Source organism: Herbaspirillum autotrophicum (assembly GCF_001189915.1).
In the GTDB taxonomy this organism is placed as follows: Bacteria; Pseudomonadota; Gammaproteobacteria; order Burkholderiales; family Burkholderiaceae_D; genus Herbaspirillum; species Herbaspirillum autotrophicum.
Genome location: NZ_LFLS01000029.1, coordinates 1 through 23755 on the forward strand (window position 1 = coordinate 1; position 23755 = coordinate 23755).

The 23755-nt window shown below is 57.8% G+C and carries 24 protein-coding genes; 7 read left to right on the top strand and 17 right to left on the bottom strand.

The window, feature by feature from the left end; all coding sequences use genetic code 11:
- From AKL27_RS19720 to AKL27_RS19740, 5 genes are all read right to left on the bottom strand, one after another.
- On the bottom strand, positions 1-678 hold a 678-nt coding region (locus AKL27_RS19720; protein ID WP_198156024.1), incomplete at its 3' end, for an ABC transporter permease.
- Positions 671-2242: an ABC transporter ATP-binding protein gene (locus tag AKL27_RS19725; RefSeq protein WP_232311043.1), complete on the bottom strand. Its 1572-nt coding sequence runs from the start codon at positions 2240-2242 to the stop codon at positions 671-673. The genes AKL27_RS19725 and AKL27_RS19720, both read right to left, overlap by 8 nt.
- Before the next feature lie 71 nt (positions 2243-2313).
- Positions 2314-3096 carry an ABC transporter permease gene (locus AKL27_RS19730; RefSeq protein WP_050464581.1) on the bottom strand — a complete coding sequence of 261 codons (783 nt, stop codon included), beginning with the start codon at positions 3094-3096 and terminating at the stop codon, positions 2314-2316.
- Positions 3097-3101: 5 nt separating this feature from the next.
- Positions 3102-3905, bottom strand: coding sequence for an ABC transporter ATP-binding protein (locus tag AKL27_RS19735; protein ID WP_050464582.1), 804 nt, complete (start codon positions 3903-3905; stop codon positions 3102-3104).
- Positions 3902-4927: an ABC transporter substrate-binding protein gene (locus tag AKL27_RS19740; protein WP_050464583.1), complete on the bottom strand. Its 1026-nt coding sequence runs from the start codon at positions 4925-4927 to the stop codon at positions 3902-3904. Before AKL27_RS19740 ends, AKL27_RS19735 begins: the two co-directional genes overlap by 4 nt.
- A 668-nt stretch (positions 4928-5595) precedes the next feature.
- On the opposite strand from AKL27_RS19740, the gene AKL27_RS19745 reads away from it, so the two are divergent.
- Entirely contained in the window at positions 5596-6423 is an 828-nt protein-coding gene (locus AKL27_RS19745; RefSeq protein WP_050464651.1) for an outer envelope protein, read from the top strand.
- Positions 6424-6658: 235 nt separating this feature from the next.
- Here the strand turns inward: AKL27_RS19745 and puuE are convergent, their stop codons facing one another.
- The 5 genes from puuE to AKL27_RS19770 all read right to left on the bottom strand — a co-directional run bounded on the left by puuE (position 6659) and on the right by AKL27_RS19770 (position 12082).
- Positions 6659-7591, bottom strand: coding sequence for an allantoinase PuuE (gene puuE / locus AKL27_RS19750; RefSeq protein ID WP_050464584.1), 933 nt, complete (start codon positions 7589-7591; stop codon positions 6659-6661).
- Between the two features lie 71 nt (positions 7592-7662).
- A complete protein-coding gene (locus AKL27_RS19755) occupies positions 7663-8397 on the bottom strand; it encodes an aspartate/glutamate racemase family protein (RefSeq protein WP_050464585.1) in 735 nt (244 codons plus the stop codon).
- Positions 8398-8404: 7 nt separating this feature from the next.
- Entirely contained in the window at positions 8405-9892 is a 1488-nt protein-coding gene (locus AKL27_RS19760) for an NCS1 family nucleobase:cation symporter-1 (RefSeq protein WP_083439171.1), read from the bottom strand.
- 116 nt (positions 9893-10008) lie between these two features.
- Entirely contained in the window at positions 10009-10734 is a 726-nt protein-coding gene (locus AKL27_RS19765; protein WP_050464586.1) for a GntR family transcriptional regulator, read from the bottom strand.
- A 295-nt stretch (positions 10735-11029) separates the two neighbouring features.
- A complete protein-coding gene (locus tag AKL27_RS19770; RefSeq protein WP_050464587.1) occupies positions 11030-12082 on the bottom strand; it encodes an adenosine deaminase in 1053 nt (350 codons plus the stop codon).
- Positions 12083-12342: 260 nt separating this feature from the next.
- Between AKL27_RS19770 and AKL27_RS19775 the strand changes: the two genes are divergently transcribed.
- Positions 12343-12888: a hypothetical protein gene (locus AKL27_RS19775; RefSeq protein WP_050464588.1), complete on the top strand. Its 546-nt coding sequence runs from the start codon at positions 12343-12345 to the stop codon at positions 12886-12888.
- 53 nt (positions 12889-12941) lie between these two features.
- On the opposite strand, the gene AKL27_RS19780 is transcribed toward AKL27_RS19775, so the two are convergent.
- The 6 genes from AKL27_RS19780 to AKL27_RS19805 form a co-directional block, all read right to left on the bottom strand.
- A complete protein-coding gene (locus AKL27_RS19780; RefSeq protein WP_050464589.1) occupies positions 12942-13673 on the bottom strand; it encodes an amino acid ABC transporter ATP-binding protein in 732 nt (243 codons plus the stop codon).
- Positions 13654-14310 carry an amino acid ABC transporter permease gene (locus AKL27_RS19785; protein WP_050464590.1) on the bottom strand — a complete coding sequence of 219 codons (657 nt, stop codon included), beginning with the start codon at positions 14308-14310 and terminating at the stop codon, positions 13654-13656. The genes AKL27_RS19780 and AKL27_RS19785 overlap by 20 nt, the downstream gene beginning before the upstream one ends.
- Positions 14307-14978 carry an amino acid ABC transporter permease gene (locus AKL27_RS19790; RefSeq protein ID WP_050464591.1) on the bottom strand — a complete coding sequence of 224 codons (672 nt, stop codon included), beginning with the start codon at positions 14976-14978 and terminating at the stop codon, positions 14307-14309. The genes AKL27_RS19785 and AKL27_RS19790 overlap by 4 nt, the downstream gene beginning before the upstream one ends.
- Positions 14979-15053: 75 nt before the next feature.
- Entirely contained in the window at positions 15054-15836 is a 783-nt protein-coding gene (locus tag AKL27_RS19795) for a transporter substrate-binding domain-containing protein (RefSeq protein ID WP_050464592.1), read from the bottom strand.
- Positions 15833-16603 carry a GntR family transcriptional regulator gene (locus AKL27_RS19800; RefSeq protein WP_050464593.1) on the bottom strand — a complete coding sequence of 257 codons (771 nt, stop codon included), beginning with the start codon at positions 16601-16603 and terminating at the stop codon, positions 15833-15835. Before AKL27_RS19800 ends, AKL27_RS19795 begins: the two co-directional genes overlap by 4 nt.
- Positions 16604-16854: 251 nt before the next feature.
- A complete protein-coding gene (locus tag AKL27_RS19805; protein ID WP_050464594.1) occupies positions 16855-17802 on the bottom strand; it encodes a 5'-nucleotidase in 948 nt (315 codons plus the stop codon).
- Positions 17803-18084: 282 nt separating this feature from the next.
- Here AKL27_RS19805 and AKL27_RS19810 point away from each other — a divergent pair, with 282 nt between their 5' ends.
- The 5 genes from AKL27_RS19810 to otnI all read left to right on the top strand — a co-directional run bounded on the left by AKL27_RS19810 (position 18085) and on the right by otnI (position 22598).
- Complete coding sequence (locus AKL27_RS19810; protein ID WP_050464595.1) at positions 18085-18786, top strand: FadR/GntR family transcriptional regulator; 702 nt, start codon at positions 18085-18087, stop codon at positions 18784-18786.
- An 80-nt stretch (positions 18787-18866) separates the two neighbouring features.
- The gene (ltnD, locus tag AKL27_RS19815; RefSeq protein WP_050464596.1) at positions 18867-19769 is read left to right on the top strand and encodes an L-threonate dehydrogenase; all 903 of its coding nucleotides are present in this window, start codon (positions 18867-18869) and stop codon (positions 19767-19769) included.
- A gap of 9 nt (positions 19770-19778) precedes the next feature.
- Positions 19779-21077, top strand: a complete 1299-nt coding sequence (otnK, locus tag AKL27_RS19820; RefSeq protein ID WP_050464597.1) for a 3-oxo-tetronate kinase — start codon at positions 19779-19781, stop codon at positions 21075-21077.
- Positions 21074-21712, top strand: coding sequence for a 3-oxo-tetronate 4-phosphate decarboxylase (gene otnC, locus AKL27_RS19825; RefSeq protein WP_050464598.1), 639 nt, complete (start codon positions 21074-21076; stop codon positions 21710-21712). Before otnK ends, otnC begins: the two co-directional genes overlap by 4 nt.
- A 79-nt stretch (positions 21713-21791) precedes the next feature.
- Positions 21792-22598, top strand: a complete 807-nt coding sequence (gene otnI / locus AKL27_RS19830; RefSeq protein ID WP_050464599.1) for a 2-oxo-tetronate isomerase — start codon at positions 21792-21794, stop codon at positions 22596-22598.
- 424 nt (positions 22599-23022) lie between these two features.
- Here the strand turns inward: otnI and AKL27_RS19835 are convergent, their stop codons facing one another.
- A complete protein-coding gene (locus AKL27_RS19835; protein ID WP_050464600.1) occupies positions 23023-23637 on the bottom strand; it encodes a hypothetical protein in 615 nt (204 codons plus the stop codon).
- Between the last annotated feature and the right edge of the window lie 118 nt (positions 23638-23755).

Here is a 23755-nt window from a genome sequence, read left to right on the forward strand (position 1 = left end):
GCTGCGGGTCATGAAAACCGTCATCAGCAAGGCTGCCACGATCACCACGGCGAAGCCGATATGCAAGCGGGTGCCGGGAATCAGGGCCGGCAGCAGAAATTCCGGCGAGAACACCTGCGATTGCGGAAAGTTCATGCCGTTGGGATCTTTCAACGGGCCATTGACGGCATACATCAGCAACAGTTGGGCGACATAGGTCAGCATCAGCGACACCAGAATTTCATTGGCGTTGAAGCGATCCCGCAGCAAGGCCGTGATGGCTGCCCACAGCGCACCGCCGACGATGCCGGCCAGTATCATCAACAGCAAACCGGCACCGCCGCTGATGCCGTGCCCGGGAACATCGAGCCAGACCAGCATGGCGCCGGCACACAGCGCACCGACGGTCAGTTGTCCTTCGGCGCCGATATTCCAGATGCTGGCGCGGAAGCACACCGCCAGCCCGAGCGCGCACAAGATCAGCGGTACGCTCTTGAGCAGCAATTCGCTGATGGCGCGCTTGCTGCTGAACGGATCAATCAGAAATACCTTGAGGCCGGCCAGCGGATCTTTGCCGAGCGCGATAAACAACAGCGCGCCCAGCAACATCGTCAACACGATCGCGATGACCGGTGACAGATACGTCATGGTGCGCGACGGCGTGCCGCGCAGTTCGAGTTTGAATGGCAGATTAAACATGCGCGTGCTCCGCATCTGCCGCGCCGGTTTGCCACAGCCCGCTCATCCACAGTCCGACCTGTTCGCGGGTGGCCTGTTCGATGGCAATCGATGGCGACAAGCGGCCTTTGGCGATCACGTGCAAGCGGTCGCACAGCGCAAACAGTTCATCGAGTTCTTCGGAAATGATCAGAATTGCGCAGCCTTCCTGTTTGAGTGCCAGAATTTCGGCGTGGATCTGGGCTGCGGCGCCGACATCGACGCCCCAGGTCGGTTGCGCCACCACGAATACCGATGGCTTGCGTTCCATTTCGCGGCCGACAATGAATTTCTGCAGATTGCCGCCGGACAGGCTCTTCGCCAATGCATCGGGACCGCTGGCCTTGACCTTGAAGCGGGCAATGATGCTGGCCGCCACCTTGCGGGCATAGGCGTGATCGATCAGACCGTATTTCACGTAGGGTGCTTTTTGATGCGAGAGCAGCATGTTGGCGCTCAGACTCAGGCCGGGAACCGCACCGCGCCCGAGTCGCTCTTCCGGCACCAGTCCCAGACCCAGTGCGCGGCGTGGATTGGGTGCCAACTGGCCGGCGGCTTTACCCGCCAGCATGACCATGTTGGGCGCGGCGCGCTGATCTTCGCCTGAAAGCGCAGCCAGCAATTCCTGCTGACCATTGCCGGAGACGCCGGCAATACCGACGATTTCGCCGGCCCGCACTTCACATTCGATGTCATGCAATTCGGTCGCGAACAAATGCGCTTTGGGCAAAGACAAGCGGTTCAGGTGCAGCTTGCGTTCGTTGCGTTGCGATTCCGGATTGCGCTCCCGGTGCAGACGCACCAGTTCATCACCGATCATCATGCGCGACAGGCCGGCGCTGGTTTCGTTGCGCGGGTCGCAGTTGCCGGTAACGCGGCCGCCGCGCATGACGGTGGCGCTGTGGCACAGGGCGCGAATTTCATCAAGCTTGTGGCTGATGTACAAAATGCTGCAACCTTCGGCGGCCAGCTTGCGCAGCGTGACGAACAATTTTTCCACGGCCTGCGGGGTCAGCACGGAAGTCGGCTCGTCGAGAATCAGCAACTTCGGATTGGTCAACAGCGCGCGCACGATTTCCACGCGCTGCCGTTCGCCGACCGACAGCGTATGCACATGGCGTGTCGGTTCCAGTTCCAGACCATATTTCTCACCGGTCTGGCGAATGCGTGCGCTGAGATCGGCCAGATCGGTGTTGGCATCCAGGCCGAGGGCGATATTCTCCGCCACGGTCAAGGTATCGAACAGCGAAAAATGCTGAAACACCATGGCAATACCGAGCTTGCGCGCGACCTGCGGATTGCCGATATGCACCACCTCGCCATTCCAGCGGATGTCGCCGGCATCGGGTTTGACGGTGCCGAAAATGATTTTCATCAGTGTCGATTTGCCGGCGCCGTTCTCGCCCAGCACGGCATGAATTTCGCCCGGCGCGACGCTCAGGTTGATATCGTCGTTGGCGAGTACCCCGGGATACGATTTGCTGATATGCGCTATTTCCAGTCGCGCGGCGGCAGCGGTCACATTGAGTCCTGTTCTTATTGGCATGGTTGGTTGGAATCTACCATAGACGAATTGGCTTGAAACAGAAACTTTTTCATGGCGCGCGTCTATCGTGTCTATTTGCCACCGCCACCGCGGTGGGCCCAGCGCGTCGTCCGCTTTTCGACGATGGCGAACAGCTCATACATGAGCATCGCCATGGCGCCGATCACCACCAGACCGGCAAAGGCCAGCGGCATCTTCATTGAAGAACCGGCCGATACCAGCAGATAGCCGATGCCTTCATTGGAGGCGTTCATTTCCGAGACAGTGGAACCGACAAACGCCAGTGTGATGGCGACCTTGAGCGACGCAAAGAAATACGGCAGCGAACGCGGCAGGCCGACCTTGAGCAAAATATCCATGCGCCTGGCGCCCAGCACCCGCAACACATCTTCCAGTTCCGGTTCGAGGGTGGCGAGGCCGGTGGCGATATTGACCATGATCGGGAAAAATGAAATCAGAAACGCGGTCAGGATCGCCGGCCCGGCGCCAATCCCGAACCAGACCACCAGCACCGGCACAAAGGCCGCCTTGGGCAAGGCATTGAAGGCGGTCATCAGCGGATAGACGGCGGCGTACAGCAAGGGCGAGGAGCCGATCAGAAAGCCGAGCGTGACGCCGACTGCCACGGCGATGGCAAAGCCGGTCATGGTGACCCAAAAGGTACTCAGGGCATGATGGGCAATCGGCCCGGAAAATTCGATCATGGCCTGGATGATTGCCAGCGGACTCGGGAAAATGAATTCTGATACTTGCAATGCGCTGCAAATGCATTGCCAGATCACCAGGGTCAGCAACAGCAATAACCACGGCGCGAGGGCAGTGGTGGCTTTATTGGGTTTACGGGTTTTTTTCATGGCAGTCAGGTATTGCGAACACGGCCGATATGCTCGCGCAGTTCATGGACGAGGGCATTGAACGGGTCGGTATAAGTCAGTTCCAGTTCGCGCGGACGCGGCAACGGATTTTCCTTGCGCGCCACAATCCGGCCCGGGCGCTTGCTCATCACATAAATGGTATCGGCCAGAAATGCCGCTTCGCGCAAATCGTGGGTAACCAGAATCACGTTGAAATGGCGTTCGGTCCACAGGTCGCGCAACACGCACCACAACTCTTCGCGCGTGAAGGCATCAAGTGCGCCGAAGGGCTCATCGAGCAGCAGCATCTTGGGCTCATGGATCAGCGCGCGGCAGATCGAGGCGCGTTGTTGCATCCCGCCCGATAGTTGCCACGGAAATTTATCGGCATAGCCATCCAGTCCCACGGTCTTGAGCAAGGCCAGCGCGCGTTGCGTATATTGCGCTTTATTTTTCTTGAAGTCGTGGCGATACGGTTCCACGATCTCCAGCGGCAGCAACACATTTTCCAGCGTCGTGCGCCACGGCAGCAAGGTTGGCGCCTGAAATGCCATGCCGACGATCTTCAATGGTCCGGTGACTGCCGCGCCATCAATGGCAATGCTGCCGCGTGTAGGCCGGTTCAATCCGGTGGCCAGTTTCATGAAGGTTGACTTGCCACAGCCGGACGGACCGACGATGGCAATGAATTCACCCTGCCGGGTTTGCAGTGAAATGTCTTCCACGGCGAACGCGTCAGAGTCGTCATACGACAGGAAGACCCGCTGGAAATCGACGAAATGTCCGGAGCTGACGGCCGACACACTCATTTGGCAAACACGTTGAGTTCAGCCCTGGACGGCAGGAACGCCGGGTTCCAGATACCGTCGGCATTGACCCGGGTCTTGGTGCCATAGGCATCCGAGACTTGCGACGCCATCAAGGTCAGACGCGGCAGCAATACCTGACCATAACCCTCTGCCCTGGCATTGGGTGTGGCGATGGCGCTGCTGATGGCCAGCCTGAGACGACGCAGTTCCAGCTTTTCATCGATCAGACCATCACGTTCCTTGAGTACCTTGATGGCGGCTTCGGGATTGTTCAGAACATCTTTGGTGGCCTTGGCAAAGGCGCGCAAGAATCCTTTGATGGCTTCCGGGTTTTGCCGGATCAGATTATCCGAGGCGATGATGGTGTTGCCATACAGTTTGACGCCGTAGTCGGGATACAGCATGACGTTGATGTCCTGATCCTTGATGCCGCGTGCATTCAGATTCAACAGCGAGGTAAAGTAAAAACCGGTAATGGCATCGACATCGCCGCGCGCCAGCATGGTTTCGCGCAATGGCGGGTCCATGCTGACCCAGTTGGCTTTGCCGGCATCGAGGCCATTGGCCTTGGCGAAGATCGGATAAGCACGGCGGCCGGCATCGAATACCGGAGCGCCGATTTTTTTGCCGGTCAGATCGGCCGGCGTCTTGATGCCGGATTTTTTCAGTGAGAAGACTGCGGCCGGGGTGTCGTTATAGACCATCATGACCGCCACCGGCTTGCCCGGTGCGGTCGGATTGTTGGCGGTAAATTCCATCAGCGCCGCCATGTCGGCAAAGCCCATGTCATAGGTGCCTGATGCCACGCGGTTGACGGCGTTGCCGGAACCGTTACCGGCGTCAATCGTGACATCCAGCTTTTCCTGCGCAAAGTAGCCTTTCGATTTGGCGACCAGGAACAAGGCTGCCGGACCTTCGAAGCGCCAGTCGAGCTGGAACTTGATCCTGGTATCGGCGGCGAAGCCGGTGCTGCACACTGCGCCGAGCAGCAGTGCTGTGGTGATTTTGGAAAAGTACTGCATTCATCCCCCTGGATTTGTTGATCATGACAATGCGGTTCAGGTATCGCGCATGGCGATTGCCGACCCTGTCGAAAAGCATTTACTGTGCCAGTGACCTCGTGACCGCTGTCGACGCCGGACTGGCGCGGTTCGTCATGCTGCCGGCCTCGCCTGTTCGGGAATCGGTGTCTGATGAATTCAATTTATTTTGATGACAATCCAAAAAATTATTTGCGACAATTTGGTGCTGATCTGCACCGATATTGCTTTTGCCGCACTAATAAATTTCTGTCGGTGCGCTTGCATGCCAATACAGACAAGACTTTTAGCGGCAATAGAGGTTGTCGATCTGGTGAAATTAATTGTCGACAATCGATAAAACAATTTTCTTTTTCAAATACAAAAAAGCCCTGATGCAAGTAATGGCAATTGTTTGCGAGGCGCATCTCGCCAAACAAGGAATTATTTTTCGTCCATTTTCTGCGCCAAAAATTTGCACGCGAAACCACAATCGATTTGATTGGCACGGCGTTTGCATTAGCGAACGCGGCGGATTCGATATCGGCCTGTATCAAATGAAAAACGCCGGACACGACAACGGTCTGCATGACATGACCGGTTTGTGTGCCGGCAGGCTGTGGCAGAAAAAATCCGAATCAATTTCAATGCTGTGCAAAAGGGAGAAGTGTATGAAGCGTAATGCAATGGGGGTATGCGTATCGGGTGCCATGCTGGCCTTGTCGGCAATGGGTGCGATGCAATCGGCGCAAGCTGCCGACTGGAGCGACAATTCGATTGGCTATCGTTACGGCACCAAGTTTGCCGAGCCGTACAACAATCAGGACATCACCAAGAATATCGTGAACTTCACGCATGCCAGCGGTTACAAGTACGGCAGCAATTTTCTGAACGTCGACCTGTTGATGTCCGACAGCAAAGACAGCAGCGCGCAGGAAGCCTACATTGTGTATCGCCATACGCTGGACTTCGGCAAGATCGCCGGCAAGGATCTGAAGTGGGGACCGATTCGCGGTTTCGGCTTTACCGGCGGCTTTGACTGGAATACCAAGAATGACACCAGCTATGCCTCGAAGAAGCGCATGCTGGTCGTCGGTCCGACCCTGATGATGGATGTGCCGGGCTTCCTCAACATCAGCTTGTTCGCGCTGTTTGAAAGCAATCAGCCAAAAACCATCAGCAGCCGTTATACCTACGATACGCATCCGATGCTGAACATGGCCTGGGGTATTCCGATCGGTTCCACGCCGCTGGCCTTTGAAGGTTACCTGAACTGGATCGCCGCCAAGGGCAAGAACGAATTCGGTGGTTCGACCGGACCCGAACTCAATATCGACATGCAGGTAATGTACGATCTTGGCACGCCGCTCGGCCTTGGCAAGAACACCTTCCGCGTTGGTCTGGAGTATCAATACTGGCGCAACAAGTTCGGCAATCCTTCGAATGTTCCCGGTTCGCTGGCCAAGACACCGATGATCCGCGCTGAATACCACTTCTGAGTGTGAGCAGGCCGGCATGCATCTGATGGTGCGTGCCGGCTTGGGTTGTTGCATCATCCGCAGTTGCCGGGTCGTCCGACCCGGCAATCTTCCCGTTCCCGTTTGTGCAAATTCCTGTCCAGGTTTTTGCTGCCTGCAATGATTGGCCGGTGCTGCCACGCCTGTCAGGTGCGTCATCAATGAGCGGCCGGCCGACGACCGCAATGCAGTCGCCAGCAGCCAATCGTCACGTCAGCTACGCTGCCTGATACGGATGCCGCTGTTGCCAGTGACGGGCAATGTCAATCCGGCGGCAAATCCAAACGCGCTCATGCGATTGCACGTAATCAAGGAAACGCTGCAAGGCAATGAAACGGCCGGGGCGCCCCAGCAGGCGGCAATGCATGCCGACCGACAGCATCTTGGGCTGGTCTTCGCCCTCGGCATACAGAACGTCGAAACTGTCTTTCAGATATTGATAAAAATGCCCGGCGGTGTTGAAGCCTTGTGGCGTGGCAAAGCGCATATCGTTAGTGTCGAGCGTGTAGGGCACCACCAGGTGCGGTTTGCTGCTGCCATCGGCCAGTGCAACCTTGGTCCAGAAGGGCAGATCGTCGCCGTAATAATCCGAGTCGTAAGCCAGTCCGCCGTGTTCGACCACCAGTTGCCGGGTATTGGGTGAGTCGCGCCCGGTGTACCAGCCGAGTGGCATGTCGCCGGTAAGTTGGCGGATGATGTCCAGCGCCGCGTGCATGTGTTCGCGTTCGGTCGCGATATCGACATCCTGATAATGAATCCAGCGCAAACCGTGGCAGGCGATTTCATGGCCGAGCCGGACCATGGCTTGCGTCACTTCCGGATTGCGTTGTAGCGCCATCGCGACGCCGAATACGGTGAGCGGTAACCCGCGCTTTTCGAACTCACGCAAGATACGCCAGACGCCGGCGCGCGAACCATATTCATAAATTGATTCCATCGACATGTGGCGTGCCGGGTAGGCGGCAGCGCCGACGATTTCAGACAGGAATTGCTCCGATGCCGGGTCGCCGTGCAATACGCTGTTTTCGCTGCCTTCTTCATAGTTCAAGACAAACTGGACGGCAATCCGTGCCTGGCCGGGCCAGCCGGCGTGGGGAACCCGGGGGCCGTAGCCGATCAGGTCGCGGGGGTAGTTATCTGGCGTTGACATGTGCTGGTGGGGGAGGAGACAAGTTGAAAAAAGCCGCCCGACTGCGCGGCTGCATGGAGTAATGCATCAAATCACAAGGGGCTGAACGGCGACAACATGCCGCTATAGGTTTTCGGCAGCGGTCGCGCATAATCGCCGCGCTTGGCGGTACTCAGACCCAGCGCCACCAGCGATTCGGCCAGCTTGACGGCGGCGGTCACGCCGTCGATCACGGGGGCATTGATGGCGTCGCTGATTTGCGCGCACAGATCGGCCATGCCGGCGCAACCGAGGACGATGGCGTCAGAACCATCTTCATCGAGCGCCCGCTGGCATTCGTCGGTGATGCGGCGACGAGCGTCGGAGTGCGGGTGTTCCAGTTCCAGTACGGCGATGTCGCTGGCCCGTACATTGCGGCAAAAGCGCCGCATGCCATAGCGTTCGGCCAGATGCCAGGTCATGCCGCAGGTGCGTCGCAATGTGGTAACGACACTGAATGAAGGCGCAATCAGGCTGGCATAGTGCATCGCCGCCTCGGCAATGCCGATCACCGGACCATTGGCGATTTCGCGCGCGGCCTGCAAACCTGGATCGCCGAAGCAGGCAATCACATAGGCGCTGCATCCTTCACGTTCGCCGGCTTGAATTTCTGCCAGCAGACCGGGGACGGCCATGGCTTCATCGTAATGGCCTTCGATTGAGGCCGGGCCCATCGACGGACTGACGCCGATGATTTGCGTGTGGGCACCGACGACGCGGCGCGCACAGAAGGTCATTTTTTCAGTCATGCTGACGGTGGTGTTGGGATTGATTAATTTGATGATCATGCGGCACTCACTGCTGTTGATGGTTGATTGCAAGATACGCGCCAGCACCGAGCAGCATGCCGATGAACCAGGTGAAATCGGCCAAACTGCGCAATGCCGGCAGCAAGACGCAGGCGATACTGATGGCGGCCGCGAAAATCAGCGCCAGCACGGCACGCGGATTCACCCCGCGCCGATACCAGTAGCGGCCTTGGGGATGCATGCTGTAAAGGTCTTGCACATGAATGTGTTGTCGTTGGATGCGGTAGTAGTCGGCAATCAGGATGCCGTACAACGGCCCGATGAAAGCCCCGAGCAGATCCAGCGTGTAGTGGATCATGGCCGGGTTGTTGAACAGATTCCAGGGCGTGATGAATACCGAGGCAATCGCGGCGATCATGCCGCCGGCGCGCCAGCTGATGTGTTTCGGCGCCAGATTGGAAAAATCGAAGGCGGCCGACACGAAGTTGGCGACGATATTGATGCCGATGGTGGCGATCAAAAAGGTCAGCGCACCGAGTATCACCGCCGTCACGTTGTCGATACGGGCCACGGTTTCAATCGGATCGGTAATCAGTTGGCCGAAGACCGGCACGGTGGCCGCGGTGGTGATCACCGTTACCAGAGAAAAGGCCAGGAAATTGACGGGTAAGCCCCAGAAGTTGCCGCGCTTGACGTCGTCGAACGAACGGCAATAGCGGGAAAAATCTCCGAAGTTGAGCAGCGGCCCGGAAAAATAAGAGACCACCAGCGAAATCGCCGTCAGCATGACCGGCACCGCGCTCCAGCCGCTGTACCTGACCTGGCCCAGATTGAAATCGATATGGTGCCAGCCGGCGCGGTAGATCATGAAGGCGGCCAGCATGAACATGACGACATAGACTGCCGGCCCGGCCAGATCGATGAATCTCTTGATCGCATTCATGCCCTTCCAGAACACCAGTGCCTGCAATATCCATAGCAGCAGAAAGCCGGCCCAGCCGAGTGCCGACAACCCGAGAAATCCGTGTTGAGCGAGATCGGCATAGATCGCCAGCGCCGGGAAAAATTTCAGGATGACGATCACGAAGGCGCTCGATGCCAGATAGGTTTGTATGCCATACCAGGCGACGGCGATCAGGCCGCGAATCATGGCGGGAATATTGGCACCGAGCACGCCGAAAGATGCCCGGCAGATCACCGGATAGGGCACACCGCTGACCTGACTCGGCCGCGCCACCAGATTGCAGAAATAATTCACGATCAGGATGCCGGTCAGCAGCGACACCAGCACTTGCCAGCTCGACAGTCCGAGTGCAAACAGACTGCCGGCGAAAATGTAGCCGCCGACGCTGTGCACATCTGACATCCAGAACGCAAAGATGTTGTAGGAGCCCCAGGTTTGTTTTTGCAGTGGCGCCAGATCGGCATTGCTCAGGCGCTCGTTGGCCAGCGCGGGAAAGGTATAGATCAAGCCATTTTCAAGCGCGCGACCGGCGCTGGCACCGGTCGCAGGCGGCGGGTATTGCATTGTCATTTACAGTCTCCAGTCAAATGAGGTGGGGGCTGTCATTCAGCGCTATCGCCGAACAATTAACAATGCAACAAATTTGAAATGCAGAAGGTATTTATTCGACATGGACTGCCGCCGGCTCAGGCGCTTTTTCCCAAGGCGGCACGCAAATCAAAACTGTCGCTGTCGTTCGGCTGCACCCGGTCTTCGCACAAGTGCAAGTGATGCGCCATGTGTTCCTGCGCCGCTGCAATATCGCCGTGTTCGAGTGCCGCCAGTACCGTGTCGTGCTCATCGAACGAGCAGGCATTGTGACCGGGCGCTTCATTTTTGGCGATCATCAGGGTGGTGCGCGATACCAGCCGGCGCAGGGTTTCCACGATCAGGAGATTGCCGGTCAGCTCCGCCAGGGCCAGATGAAACTGCGCCGACAGTCTGATCCATGCCGGGCGGTCGCCATTCAGATAGGAGTGGCGTTCTTGTTCCACCATCTTGCGCAAACCGGCCAGTTGGCGGCTGCCGGCTTTTTGTCCGACCTGGTCCAATACGGCATGTTCAATGATATTGCGCAGTTCAAACATGTCCTTGATTTCGGTGGTCGAGGGACACGCAATGAACGCACCGCGATTGGCCTCCAGGTCAACCATGCCCTCGGATGACAGGCGCGCCAGCACCTTGCGCACGCTATGGCGCGCGGTGTCATAAATCTGGCACAGCACTTGTTCCGTCAGCTTGGTACGCGGCGGCAAGCGATGCTCCATGATGGCGTCGTAGATATCCTGATAAATGCGTTCTTCGACCACCGGCGAGGATTCGCGTACGGCATGACGGCTTGGGGGCGCGAGGCGTTTGGCAATTTTGTTCATGGGCGGGCATACAACATGTCGACAATCGAGGTCGTTATTCGCAACAAATTGGGGAGCGCCTGCACTGACAAAGGGCTTGAATTCTTTCTTTTTGCCTTGGTTGTGGCAACAACGCCTGAACCGGATTGTTGACGATCCTGTTCCATCGCTATTGAGCAAAAAGCGTGCTAGCCGGCTGGTTGCCAGATTCAGGCGGGATTCAGGCAACAGCGCAAGAGGCGCAGGTCATGCCATAGGGCCGACCTGCGATGTGGTACGAAGAAGGAGGGAGAAGGGTAGCCGGCGGCGGCAGGCCTTAATGCGAACTGGCGTAGTGTTCCAGCTCCGTGCTCAGGCGCTCTTTTTCGGCCGCACTGATGAAGCTGGCGGCAATGCCGTTGCGCGCCAGTTGCACCAGTTCTTCGCGGCTCAGCGTCAGCGCCGATGCCACTGCCAGATAGTTGGCGTTCATGTAGCCGCCGAAATATGCCGGATCGTCCGAGTTCACCGTCACCGCCACCTTGGCCCGCAGCAGGCGCGCCAGATTGTGTTGCGCCATATCGTCCACCACGCACAGCTTCAGATTGGACAACGGGCACACGGTCAGCGGCATTTGCGACTGGACCAGGCGCGCTATCAGGGCCGGATCTTCCTCGCTGCGCACGCCGTGGTCGATACGTTCCACCTGCAACAGATCGAGTGCATCGCTGACATAGGCCGCCGGTCCTTCTTCACCGGCATGAGCGACCAGCCGGAAGCCGAGTTCGCGGCAGCGCGCAAATACGCGCTGGAATTTTTCAGGCGGATTGCCGCGTTCTGATGAATCGAGGCCGATCCCTGTCCATAAATCGGCGTATTGCTCACGCAGCGGCAATGCCTGTTCCAGCGTGGCGAAAGCATCCGCTTCCGACAAATGACGCAGGAACGACATGATCATCACGCTGGTGAAGCCGTGTTCATCACGGGCCTGACGCAGCGCCCGGGCAATGCCTGCAAACACGGTTGCAATCGGAATGCCGCGCTCGGTATGGGTTTGCGGGTCAAAGAAAATCTCGGCATGACGCACATTGTCGGCCCGTGCCTGCGCAATATAGGCGGCGGTCATGTCGTAAAAATCCGGTTCGGTGCGCAACACATTGGCGCCGGCATAGTACAGGTCGAGGAAGGATTGCAGGTCAGTAAAGGCGTAAGCAGCGCGCAGGCTTTCGACCGAATCGTAAGGTAAATCCACTTTGTTGCGTTGCGCCAGAGCAAACAGCAATTCGGGTTCCAGCGTGCCTTCGATATGCAGATGCAGTTCGGTTTTCGGCAGACCTTCGACGAAGGAACGCATGGCGTCGGAAAGGGGGACGGTGGCTGGCGTATTCATGGCGACGTGACCTTGAGATAGAAAATTGAGGTGATGCAAGATGTTACCCGATGTTGCCGGGCAGCCCGAAAAAAATGGAAGCCCGGATGATGTTTGCGGATGCTGCTGAACTATTTTTCACCAGTGCCGCTCGAAGCAGGTGGTTTGGCGTCATGTAAAGATGAGATCAAATTCATCGTACTGTAGCTAATGCATGCTTTAATGCGATGTTATTGATGGTGAGAATTCAGCAGTACCGCCCGGGGATTAACGAGAAGAGTATGAAGAAGACGATTGCCAATACCGTGACGTGCAGCATACTGGCCAGCGCCTGTGTCGGACTTAGCGGATGTTCGATGTTTTTCTGGAAGAAAAAGGAAGATCCGACGATCGTGCCGTTTTCCACCATTCTGAGCGGTACCTATCCCGGCTTCGTCAAGAACTGGGACGAACGTACGCAACCGGTATTGTGCGCCCTGATGCGGTCCGAGCAAGACTGGAGCTACTGGTTTCAGACCATGCCGGCCAAATCCAAAAAACAGTTGAAAGCACCGCCGGCCGGATTTTTCGATACCCAGCAATTGCTGCTGGCGGCACGCGTGATGCAGGCGCCTGACAGCGCCGAGCGGGAACAGGTATTCAAGGCCGAGGGCGTCACCTATCGCAATGGCGTGCTGCGGCTGGACTATGAATACAAGCGCCCGAATTCGGGTGCGACGTATCAAATCAAGGATTATCTGCTGGTGGCGATTCCGAAGGAACGCTACACCACCGGTCCGGTCCGGTTTGTCGAAAACGGCAAGCAGGTGTGCGAACTGGCGCGTTGAGGTGGCAATCCGGCGGCCGATAACGCCGCAGCCGGATTCGGCGTATTCCCGCTTTACCCCTGCGCCATCCCCAGAAATTGCTGCAATTCCGGCGTTTGCGGACGGCTGAAAATTTCTTCCGGCGGACCGATTTCATGCACTTTGCCCTGATGCATGAACACTACCCGGTCACACACTTCGCGGGCGAACCGCATTTCATGCGTGACCATCAGCAAGGTCATGCCTTCATCGGCCAGACCGCGCACCACACTGAGCACTTCATTGACCAGTTCCGGATCCAGCGCCGAAGTAATTTCATCGCACAACAATGCCTGCGGTTGCATCGCCAGCGCCCGGGCAATCGCCACACGTTGTTGCTGACCGCCCGAAAGCTGATCCGGGTAACTGTCGAATTTCTGCGCCAGACCGACCCGTTCCAGATTCTGTTGCGCCAGCGTGCGGGCTTCTGCTTCGCTGGTGCCTTTGACGATCATCGGCGAAATCATCACATTGCGTCCCACGCTCAAATGCGGAAACAGATTGAACTGCTGGAAAATCATGCCCAGCTTCAGGCGCAGCTTGCGCAGTTCGATTTCGCTTTCGCCAAGGTAGGCGCCGGCGACGTTGATGGTGCCTTCGTTGATGGTTTCCAGGCCGTTGATACAGCGCAGTAGCGTACTTTTTCCGGAACCGCTCTTGCCGATGATGGCAATTACTTCACCGGCGTCGACGTCGAGCCGGATCCCTTTGAGCACTTCATTGTCACCGAAGCGCTTCTTGACATTGTCAATGGTGATGAGCGGCATTGAATTTCCTTTCCAAGAATTGGCTGTACTTCGACAGCGGCCAGCACAAGACAAAATAGAACAAGCCGACCGCCGCAAACACGGTGAACGGCATGAAGGTGGCGTTGGTGATCACGGTGCCGGCTTTGGATAACTCGACGAAACCGATGATTGAGGTGACCGCCGTACCCTTGATGATCTGCACGCCGAAACCGACGGTGGGCGCAATCGCGATGCGCAATGCCTGCGGCAAGATGATGTGACGCATTTGTTGCAGATTGCTCATGGCCAGCACCGACGATGCTTCCCATTGCCCGCGCGGAATCGCTTCCACGCAACCGCGCCAGATTTCCGCCAGGAATGACGCGCTCCACAGTGTCAGTGCCAGGCCGGCGGCGAGCCATGCCGGCACTTCCAGGCCGAACAATGCCAGACCGAAAAACACCAGGAACAACTGCATCAGCAAGGGCGTGCCCTGAAATACTTCAATGTAGATTTTCGCCGCCTGTTGCAGCGCCTTGTGTTTCGAGGTACGGATGAACAGGATCAATAAACCGAGCGCGCTGCCGAGCACGAATGCCGTGAGCGACAACAGAATGGTCCAGCGCACTGCCAGCAGCAGATTGCGGATGATGTCCCAGGTCGAAAAAGTAATCATGCCGGCCTCCGGGCGATGACGAAACGATTGCCGATGAGTCGCAACAGATAGCGCAATAGGATGGCCAGCGCCAGATACAGAAGAGTGGCGACGATGTAGGCCTCGAAGGCGCGGAAATTGCGGCCCTGGATGAAGTTGGCGGCATACGATAATTCTTCTACCGCAATCTGCGAACACACCGATGAGCCGAGCATGACGATCACGATCTGGCTCGACAGCGCCGGCCAGATCTTTTGCAGCGCCGGCCGCAGAATGATGAAACGGAATACCTGCATGCGCGTCATCGACAGACTGAGCGCAGCCTCGATTTGTCCGCGGTTGATGGCAGACACGCCGGCGCGAATGATTTCCGTACTGTAGGCGCCGAGATTGATCACCATGGTCAGGATCGCGGCCTGCATTTCCGAGATTTGCACGCCGATGCTGGGCAAGCCGAAGAAGATGAAAAACAGTTGAATCAGAAACGGCGTATTGCGGATCAGTTCGACATAGCCGCTGACCACCGGTCGCAACCAGCCCGGCCCCTGGGTACGGGCCCAGGCACCGAAGATGCCGACGGCGACCCCGAGTGCGGTGCCGATCACCGTCAATTCGACGGTAGTCATGACGCCTTTGAGCAAGATATCGGTGTAGTCGAACGTGGACAGGAAATCAAAGTGATAAGCCATGATCGTGAATTTTCTTTTATCGAAGGTGGCGATTCCGATCCGGCGGCTGCCGGACCAGTCATGCTGTAGCCGGCCTTACAAGGTCGCTGGCAATGGCAGGCCGAGCCATTTCACCGACAGCGCATTGAGTTCGCCGTCCTTTTTGATTTCCGCCAGGATTGCATTGACCTTGTCCTGCAATTTCTTTTCATCCTTGTTCAGGCCGATGACGCATGGCGAGTCCTTGATCAGAAATTTGGTTTCCGGTTTTTTCGGCGGATTCTTGGCGATGATGGCAGCCGCGACTACGTTGCCGGTGGCAACCAGTTGCACCTGATTCGACAGGAAGGCGCTGATGGTGCCGTTATTGTCTTCATAGCGCTTGATGGTGGCGGCTGGTGGTGCGATCTTGGTCAATTCCAGATCTTCCACCGAACCACGCGTGACGCCGATGGTTTTGCCGGCCAGATCGGCGGGACCGCTGACCTTTTGATCGCCGGCGCCGAATACGCCATTGAAGAACGGTGCATAGGCGGCCGAGAAGTCGATCACTTTTTCACGTTCGGCATTCTTGCCCATGCTGGAAATGACCAGGTCGACTTTTTTGGTTTGCAGGTAAGGTATGCGATTGGCGCTGGTGACCGGAACCAGTTCGACCTTGACGCCCATTTTCCTGGCAATCAGGGTGGCCACATCGATATCCAGTCCTTGTGGTTTGAGATCGGCCGTCACCGAACCGAATGGTGGGAAATCCTGTGGTACGGCGACGCGCAGTACACCGTGTTTTTGGATGTCATCAAGGGCGTCGGCGCGGGCCACGGTTGTGGATAACAGCATGGCGCCTGCCATCAGGCCAAGGAACAGTTGCGAGAGTTTCATGGGGATTCTCCAAAGGTGGGAGGGGTGGTTGGTGTGGCGTTGTACGCCGCTGGTTGGGTGGTGCGGATGAGTGTGGGAGCCGATGCCACCGGCGCCAGTGCGGTGCGCAGCGAATCGAGCGGATCGCTGATGGCGCTGCGCCGCAATCCGGACTCGACATGCTGCAAGTGATGCAGCATCAGCGTCTCGGCCTGGCGCAGATCACCGCTGGCCAGCGCGGCGACGATCTCGACGTGTTCGACGCAAGAGTCTTCGGCCTGTTCCGATGATTGATGCAACATCGCCGTCAAGGTGGTGCGGGCGGTCAGATCGCGCAGGGTTTCGGAGAGCAGGGTATTGCCGAGGCATTCGCACAGACAGACATGGAAGTCGCCCAGCAGGTAGCAGCGGGCGCCGGCGTCATGGCCGTCGATCGCCGCCTGTTCACGACGCAGATGTTCATGCAGGCGGGCAATTGCCGTCGGGCTGACGGTATTGGTATTGCGCAGCAGACCGAGTTCGATGATGCGTCGCGCTTCGAAAGCTTCGCGGGCGTCATTGGCCGAGGGTTCGATGACGAACCAGCCACGGCGCGCGACCACCGTGACAATGCCGCGCGTGACCAGCCGCGTCAGCGCTTCACGGATCAGGGTGCGACTGACGCCGAACAGCTCACACAGTTGTTGCTCACCGAGACGGGTGCCCGGCGCGAGTTGCCGCGCCAGAATCGCCTCGGTGATCCGGCTGGCAATGTGTATCGACGACTTGATGGAATGGTCTGCGTTCATGCAGAGCATTCAGCAATATGTATGCCAGACTTGTATACAAGCTTGAAAGACAAGCGTTTGACGAAGTTTTACGGGCGTATGGTGCGCGAACGGAAGCGCGTGGCGGTGACGCCGTCGTGATTTGAGTGCGATGGAAATGCGACTGCGATTCACCATTTTGGTGTGTGCAGGCGTCCGCTTCACAATAACGGAGCGCAGATGATTGACCGCAATGCAGCGGGCCGCGGTCGGTTGCCCGCTGTAGCGGCGTCTTATTTGATTTTGGCCGCCACCAGTTTGCCGGTCCTGGGCTTGCCGCTCAGGCTGCCGCCCTGATACGGCACCCGGCCGGAGGGCACGCGTACCGATGCCATCTGTACATGGCCTTCCTGATCATCGAAGAACATGTGCGCGCCGAACGCGTGCAAGACCTCGGCCTTGGGCAGGCCGCCGAGGAAAAACGCTTCGTCGACATTCACCTTCCAGGTACGCAAGGTGTGAATCACGCGCTTGTGTGCCGGGCTGTTGCGTGCGGTCACGATGGCGATGCGCACCGGGCAGGTTTCCGGCGTGAATTGCTTCTGGATTTCCGCGAGTGCAAATAGCAACTTGGCGAACGGGCCTTCTTTCATTGCCTTGTGACGATGGCGTTGTTCATGTTTGGTGAAGGCATCCAGCCCCTTGTCGGCAAAAATCTTTTCCGATTCCGAGGAAAACAGTACGGCATCGCCATCGAAGGCAATGCGGATCTGATCTTCCGGTGCAATGTAGTTGGAGGGAGCGGTATATAACTGAGCGGCAGCAACGCCGCCATCAATCGCGGCCTGCACATCGCTCTTGTCGCGCGACAGGAACAGGTCGATCTTGAATGCCTTCAGATAGGCATTGATGGATTCGCCGCCGGTGAATGCGGCGCGGCTGATGTCGAGCTTGTGGGTTTCGATGGCATTGAAGGCGCGCAGACCGGTATCCGGCGAATTGCGTGAAATCACCACGACCTCGACCAGCCGCCGGTCCGGGATCAGCGTGTTGAGTTTGAGCAAGGCCTTGACCAGCGGAAATGCGGTGCCCGGCAACAAGGGATCGTTTTCGTGCTGGCGCTGGTAGTCGCTGTAGGCTGCCACACCCTCGGTGTCATAGATCGTGTTTTCGTGTTCAAGGTCAAACAGGGCGCGGGACGAGATGCCGATGACCAGCATGCCGGAGAGATCGTATGCCATAAATAGGGAAGCGCAGATTGAATGCTGAAATTGCAATGGACTCAGTGTGCCACAAAACGCAGCGTTGTCGAAACGGACGCATGCCCGACTATTTTCAGGCAGCCCGTTTGGCGATATCTCTCGAAAAATCATCTTTAACTTCTGCCAAATCCTGCATAAAGTGGAGATAAAGCTTGTTTTCTCCGGCAAGAGTGGCTGTCCGGGGCAAAAAATCGGATTGCAGCACTATCGATAAATTTGTATGATGACCTGATCAATTGCGCGTAAAAACCACAAATCTCCATGTTTCAGAAAATCCCGGTACAAGCCCTCAGCGACACCGTCGCCCGGCAATTGCTCGAACAAATCGATGCCGGCGTCTTTCCGCGCGCCAGCAAATTGCCGACCGAAGCGGTATTGGCGCAGGAGTTCGGCGTCAGTCGCACGGTGGTGCGTGAAGCGATTTCGCGGCTCAAGCATGAAGGTCTGGTCGAGCCGCGTCAGGGCAGTGGCGTGTACGTTACCGAGCAAGCCGGTATCAAGCCCTTGCGCATCGATTACACCGAAATCAGTTCGCCGGACGCGGTGTTGCAGATCGTTGAATTGCGCCGCGCCATCGAAGCCGAGGTGGCGGCGCAGGCTGCCAAGCGCCGTGACGCGGCCGATATGCGCGCCATCGATGCAGCGCTGGCGCGCATCGGCACGGATGTCAGCGCCGGAGATGATGGCGTGGCAGCGGATGTCGCGTTTCATCGCACGCTGGCAGTGGCCACCCGCAATCCCTATTTCATCAAGACCCTGGAATTTCTCAGTCAGTATCTGGAAGCGGCGACAGCGGTCACGCGCAGCAACGAGGCGCGGCGCGATGACTTTTCGCGACAGGTGCGCGAAGAGCACGCGGCGATTGTCGAAGCGATCCGCGCCGGTGATGAAATGGCGGCCCGCAGCGCGGCGCAGATTCACATGTTCAACGCCGCCCGCCGTTTGAGTCAGGGCCAGAATTAAGTTGCAAATTTGATTTTATCCGGGCACCGCCGCTGCCGCGGCACATGGCGCTCTTATCCATTTTCACTCAGGAGACAACAATGTCGAAAGTCAGAAATGTAGGTGTGATCGGTTTGGGCGCCATGGGACTGGGCGTCGCCCGCTCGTTGTTGCGGGCCGGCTTCGCCGTGCATGCCTGCGATGTACGACAGGAAGTATTGGACAAGTTTGCCGCCGAAGGCGGCGTGGCCTGTGCCACGCCGGCGATCATGGCGCCATCGGTTGACGTGTTGATCACGCTGGTGGTCAATGCCGCGCAAACCGAGACCGTGTTGTTCGGTGAACATGGCGCAGCCGCAGCGCTGAAGCCGGGCAGCGTAGTGATCTCCAGTGCTACCGTGGCGCCGGACTTTGCGATTGCCTTGGGCCAGCGCCTGGCCGCAGCCGGCATCCTGATGCTGGATGCGCCGGTGTCGGGCGGTGCAGCGCGGGCGGCATCGGGCGAAATGACCATGATGACTTCCGGACCTGCTGCGGTGTACGCGAAAATCGAAGACATCCTCAGTGGCATGGCTGGCAAGGTCTACCGTCTGGGTGACGAACATGGCATCGGCGCCAAGGTCAAGATCATCAATCAGTTGCTGGCCGGCGTGCACATTGCGGCTTCGGCCGAAGCCATGGCGCTCGGTTTGCGTGAAGGTGTGAACCCGGATGCCTTGTATGAAGTCATTACCCATAGCGCCGGTAATTCCTGGATGTTTGAAAATCGCGTGCCGCATATCTTGAGCGGTGATTACACACCATTGTCAGCGGTGGATATCTTCGTCAAGGATCTCGGGCTGGTGCTGGATACCGCGCGCCGCAGCAAATTTCCATTGCCGTTGTCCGCCGCCGCGCATCAGATGTTCATGATGGCATCCACAGCAGGTCATGGCGGTGAAGACGATTCCGCCGTGATCAAGATTTTCCCCGGCATCGATTTGCCGACGCCGAAACAGGTTTAAGGAGGGTGTATGTCACAAGCTAAACCGATGCTGGGTTGCATCGCCGACGATTTCACCGGCGCCACCGATCTGGCCAATATGTTGGTGCGCGGCGGCATGCGCACGGTACAAACCATCGGCATTCCGGAAGAGATGCCGGCAGTGGCGGCCGATGCGCTGGTGATCGCACTGAAGTCACGCACCATTCCGGCCGCCGATGCCGTGGCGCAATCGCTGGCGGCCTTGCGTTGGCTGCAACAGCAAGGCTGCACGCAATTCTTTTTCAAATACTGCTCCACCTTTGACTCGACCGCTGCCGGTAATATCGGTCAGGTGACGGAGGCATTGCTGCACGAACTGGGCGCTGATTTCACGATTGCCTGCCCGGCGTTTCCGGAAAACGGCCGCACCATTTATCGCGGCTATCTGTTTGTTGCCGATGGCTTGCTCAACGAATCCGGGATGGAAAATCATCCGCTGACACCGATGACCGATGCCAATCTGGTGCGTGTATTGCAAACGCAGACCAAGGCCAAAGTCGGTTTGCTGCGTTATGACACGGTTGCGCTCGGAACGACAGCGATTACCGAACGAATCGCCGCGTTGCGTGCCGACGGCGTCAGCATGGCCATCGCCGACGCCGTATCCGACCGTGATTTGCACGTGCTCGGTGAAGCGTGCGCCGAATTGAAATTGATTACCGGCGGTTCCGGCATTGCGCTCGGTTTGCCGGAAAATTTCCGCCGCGCCGGCTTGTTGCATGCCGTGACGGAAGCTGCGCATTTGCCCAAAGTGGAAGGCTTGTCAGCCGTATTGGCTGGCAGCGCCTCGAAAGCAACCAATGCGCAAGTGGCGGCATGGAAAACCAGTCGGCCGGCATTGCGCATCGATCCGCTGGCGCTGGCCGATGGCGTTGATGTGGTGGCGCAGGCGCTGGCGTTTGCCGATCAGCATATCAACACGGCGCCGGTATTGATTTATGCCACGGCAACGCCGGACGAGGTCAAAGCGGTGCAACAGAAACTCGGCGTGGAACAGGCCGGCCATCTGGTCGAGCAAGCGCTGGCAACAATTGCGCGCGGTTTGCATGCGCGCGGTGTACGCCGCTTCGTGGTCGCCGGCGGCGAAACCTCCGGTGCGGTAGTGCAGGCATTGGAGGTGCGCGCTTTGCGCATCGGCCAGCAGATTGATCCGGGGGTGCCGGCAACTGTCACGCTGGATGCACAGCCGATTGCGCTGGCCTTGAAATCAGGCAATTTCGGCAGCGTTGATTTCTTTGAAAAAGCCCTGCGTCACCTGGAGGGCACGCAGACGGGAAGTACAGCATGAGCAAGGAAAGCGCATTGCGCGAAGAAATTTGCCGCACCGGCGCCAGCCTGTATCAGCGCGGCTATACGGTAGGTTCGGCAGGTAATATCAGTGCCCGTCTGGAGGATGCCTGGCTGATCACGCCGACCGATGCCTGCCTCGGCTTTCTCGATCCGAACGACATTGCCAAGGTCGATGCTGACGGCAACTGGATTTCCGGCGCCAAGCCATCCAAGACATTGACGCTGCATCGGGCGGTCTACGACAATAATCCGGAAGTGCAAGGGGTGGTGCACACGCACTCCACACATCTGGTCAGTCTGAGTCTGAACGGGGTCTGGAAAACCGACGATGTGCTGCCACCGATCACGCCGTATTACGTGATGAAGGTCGGCCATATTCCGCTGATTTCCTATTGCCGTCCGGGCGATCCTGCGGTGGCTGACCAGGTCAGCAAACTGGCCACCAGGGTGCGCGGCGTACTGCTGGAACGACTGGGGCCGGTGGTGTGGGAAAGCTCGGTATCGAAAGCAGCCTTTGCACTGGAAGAACTGGAAGAAACTGCCAGGCTGTGGCATTTGTCGGGGCAACGCGCCAGCGCCATGGAAGAAGCGGCACTGCAAGAATTGAAAGACATATTCGGCGCGCGCTGGTAACGCCGGATCTGTCGTCAAACCAATCACATTCAATCCGCACCGGCGGCTGACCGCACGGGGCAATTTCAAGGAGACCACAATGCTGCGTTTTGCCGCCAATCTGAGCATGATGTACAACGAACATGCCTTCCTCGACCGTTTTGCCGCTGCCGCCAAGGATGGTTTCGCCGGCGTTGAATTTCTGTTTCCCTATGATTTTCCTGCTGAGGATATCAAGGCACGGCTGGATGCCAACGGCCTGACGCAAGCGCTGTTCAATGCGCCGCCGGGCGATTGGGCCGCCGGTGAGCGCGGCATTGCTTCACTGCCGGGACGCCAGGATGAATTCAAGCGCAGCATCGACACTGCCTTGCAATACGCCGCAGTATTGGGCAACCAGACTTTGCATGTGATGGCGGGTTTGATTGCGCCCAAACAAGACCGCGCGGAACATCGCGCCGTGTATATGGACAATCTTTCCTATGCCGCGCATCAGGCAGAATCGGCCGGCATCACGGTGGTGATCGAGCCGATCAATACGCGCAATATTCCCGGCTTTTTCCTGAACCGGCAAGATGACGCGCAAGCCATTTGCGCTGAAATCGGCGCCGAAAATCTGAAGGTGCAATTCGACTGTTATCACTGCCAGATCGTGGAAGGCGATGTTGCGGTCAAGCTCAAGCGCGACATGGCAGGTATCGGCCATATCCAGATCGCCGGTGTGCCGGAACGCAATGAACCGGATATCGGCGAACTGAATTATCCGTATTTGCTGAAATTGATTGATCAGCTTGGCTATCGTGGCTGGATCGGTTGCGAATACATGCCGGCCGGTGCCACATCGGCCGGACTCGGCTGGCTCAAGGCGCTGGCAGCAGAGGGGTTGACCACGCTGAAGAATCAGTAACGGCGGCGCCGCAAATGCAAACGGGCCACGCTGACAGAGCGTGGCCCGTTTGACCGTTGACCGCGATCAGGTGATATCAGTCGTGGTCTGGCTTGGTTTGCGCAGTCACGCTACTCTTGTAGCGGCACTTGGTGCAGGTGGCAAAATGCCAGACCGGCGCCAGCGGAATGAGGTAACCGTTTTTTCTGCCACAGGAAAGGCAAACCAGATCGCTTTGTTCGGGGATGTTCATCGAGATGAGCGCAGAGGGCGTTGATCGAAGTCAGGCAGATGACGGGGCGCTCGTAAAATACCGGCATTGCTTTGCAAGACGAGTGATTCTACTCCCGAACGCCCGCACGCGCTGACTGCATTTGTAACGATGACGCCGACTCATCCAGACCGCATGCTAAGACAGCAGCATGACAAGCGCGTGACAGCAGTACTACTGCACGCTGGTCACGGCGGTGTCGGTCAGCACAATCGACAATGGCGGGTCAATGCTGGCGATGATGCCGCGCATTTTGATCTTGCTGCCCCTGGCGGCGAGGCGCACGTCGGGATTGCGCCAGACGCAGAGCGGACCGGAGCAGATGTCGGCATAGGTATCCGGGGCCGAGGCGATGACCTGAGCGGTATTGCATCCGGCTTGCACCACATCGCTGACCTCCAGCTCCCAATCTACCGCGCAGCCGACCACACGCGTGGCAACCGCGTTGTGAATGTTTTCCAATGCCGGCCGCTTGGCTTCTTCGGCCCGGAGGTAATCCAGCAACGCGCGGGGCGTCTGCAGGTGCGGTATCAGCCCCCGCGGATTGGCTGCGGCGGTGGCTGATGGTGCTGATGGTGCCGATGGTGCCGCCGTGAGCGTGGGCGCAGCAAAGAAGTCAGTACGGCTGTAAGTGCCGGTCACGGCAACCGACAGTTCCAGCAGCAACACGCCGCACAGTCGTTTCAGGTAAAAATCATCAATCCGTATCCATTTGGCGATACCGGCCAGTGTCAGCAAGGCAGTCGCTGAAAAGATAAACAGGAAGACATAAAACAGATGTTCTTTCATGGGCTCGAAGCGTGGGTTGGCAATGCGGAGCAGCGACGGTGAAGTGCCGGAAGTGGCAGGCCGGGGCCGGCATGGTATTGCAGACTGATATTGATTTTTTGCAACATTCTACCTGAGC

Coding starts and splice junctions, on each gene's coding strand:
- AKL27_RS19765 (WP_050464586.1), bottom strand. CDS start 10,734: ATGAACAAAATTGCCAAACGCCTCGCGCCCCCAAGCCGTCATGCCGTA.
- AKL27_RS19835 (WP_050464600.1), bottom strand. CDS start 23,637: ATGAAAGAACATCTGTTTTATGTCTTCCTGTTTATCTTTTCAGCGACT.
- AKL27_RS19755 (WP_050464585.1), bottom strand. CDS start 8,397: ATGATCATCAAATTAATCAATCCCAACACCACCGTCAGCATGACTGAA.
- AKL27_RS19790 (WP_050464591.1), bottom strand. CDS start 14,978: ATGGCTTATCACTTTGATTTCCTGTCCACGTTCGACTACACCGATATC.
- otnI (WP_050464599.1), top strand. CDS start 21,792: ATGCTGCGTTTTGCCGCCAATCTGAGCATGATGTACAACGAACATGCC.
- AKL27_RS19780 (WP_050464589.1), bottom strand. CDS start 13,673: ATGCCGCTCATCACCATTGACAATGTCAAGAAGCGCTTCGGTGACAAT.
- AKL27_RS19800 (WP_050464593.1), bottom strand. CDS start 16,603: ATGAACGCAGACCATTCCATCAAGTCGTCGATACACATTGCCAGCCGG.
- AKL27_RS19810 (WP_050464595.1), top strand. CDS start 18,085: ATGTTTCAGAAAATCCCGGTACAAGCCCTCAGCGACACCGTCGCCCGG.
- AKL27_RS19745 (WP_050464651.1), top strand. CDS start 5,596: ATGAAGCGTAATGCAATGGGGGTATGCGTATCGGGTGCCATGCTGGCC.
- otnK (WP_050464597.1), top strand. CDS start 19,779: ATGTCACAAGCTAAACCGATGCTGGGTTGCATCGCCGACGATTTCACC.
- otnC (WP_050464598.1), top strand. CDS start 21,074: ATGAGCAAGGAAAGCGCATTGCGCGAAGAAATTTGCCGCACCGGCGCC.
- AKL27_RS19770 (WP_050464587.1), bottom strand. CDS start 12,082: ATGAATACGCCAGCCACCGTCCCCCTTTCCGACGCCATGCGTTCCTTC.
- AKL27_RS19735 (WP_050464582.1), bottom strand. CDS start 3,905: ATGAGTGTGTCGGCCGTCAGCTCCGGACATTTCGTCGATTTCCAGCGG.
- AKL27_RS19760 (WP_083439171.1), bottom strand. CDS start 9,892: ATGACAATGCAATACCCGCCGCCTGCGACCGGTGCCAGCGCCGGTCGC.
- AKL27_RS19795 (WP_050464592.1), bottom strand. CDS start 15,836: ATGAAACTCTCGCAACTGTTCCTTGGCCTGATGGCAGGCGCCATGCTG.
- AKL27_RS19740 (WP_050464583.1), bottom strand. CDS start 4,927: ATGCAGTACTTTTCCAAAATCACCACAGCACTGCTGCTCGGCGCAGTG.
- AKL27_RS19805 (WP_050464594.1), bottom strand. CDS start 17,802: ATGGCATACGATCTCTCCGGCATGCTGGTCATCGGCATCTCGTCCCGC.
- puuE (WP_050464584.1), bottom strand. CDS start 7,591: ATGTCAACGCCAGATAACTACCCCCGCGACCTGATCGGCTACGGCCCC.
- AKL27_RS19725 (WP_232311043.1), bottom strand. CDS start 2,242: ATGCCAATAAGAACAGGACTCAATGTGACCGCTGCCGCCGCGCGACTG.
- AKL27_RS19730 (WP_050464581.1), bottom strand. CDS start 3,096: ATGAAAAAAACCCGTAAACCCAATAAAGCCACCACTGCCCTCGCGCCG.
- ltnD (WP_050464596.1), top strand. CDS start 18,867: ATGTCGAAAGTCAGAAATGTAGGTGTGATCGGTTTGGGCGCCATGGGA.
- AKL27_RS19775 (WP_050464588.1), top strand. CDS start 12,343: ATGAAGAAGACGATTGCCAATACCGTGACGTGCAGCATACTGGCCAGC.
- AKL27_RS19785 (WP_050464590.1), bottom strand. CDS start 14,310: ATGATTACTTTTTCGACCTGGGACATCATCCGCAATCTGCTGCTGGCA.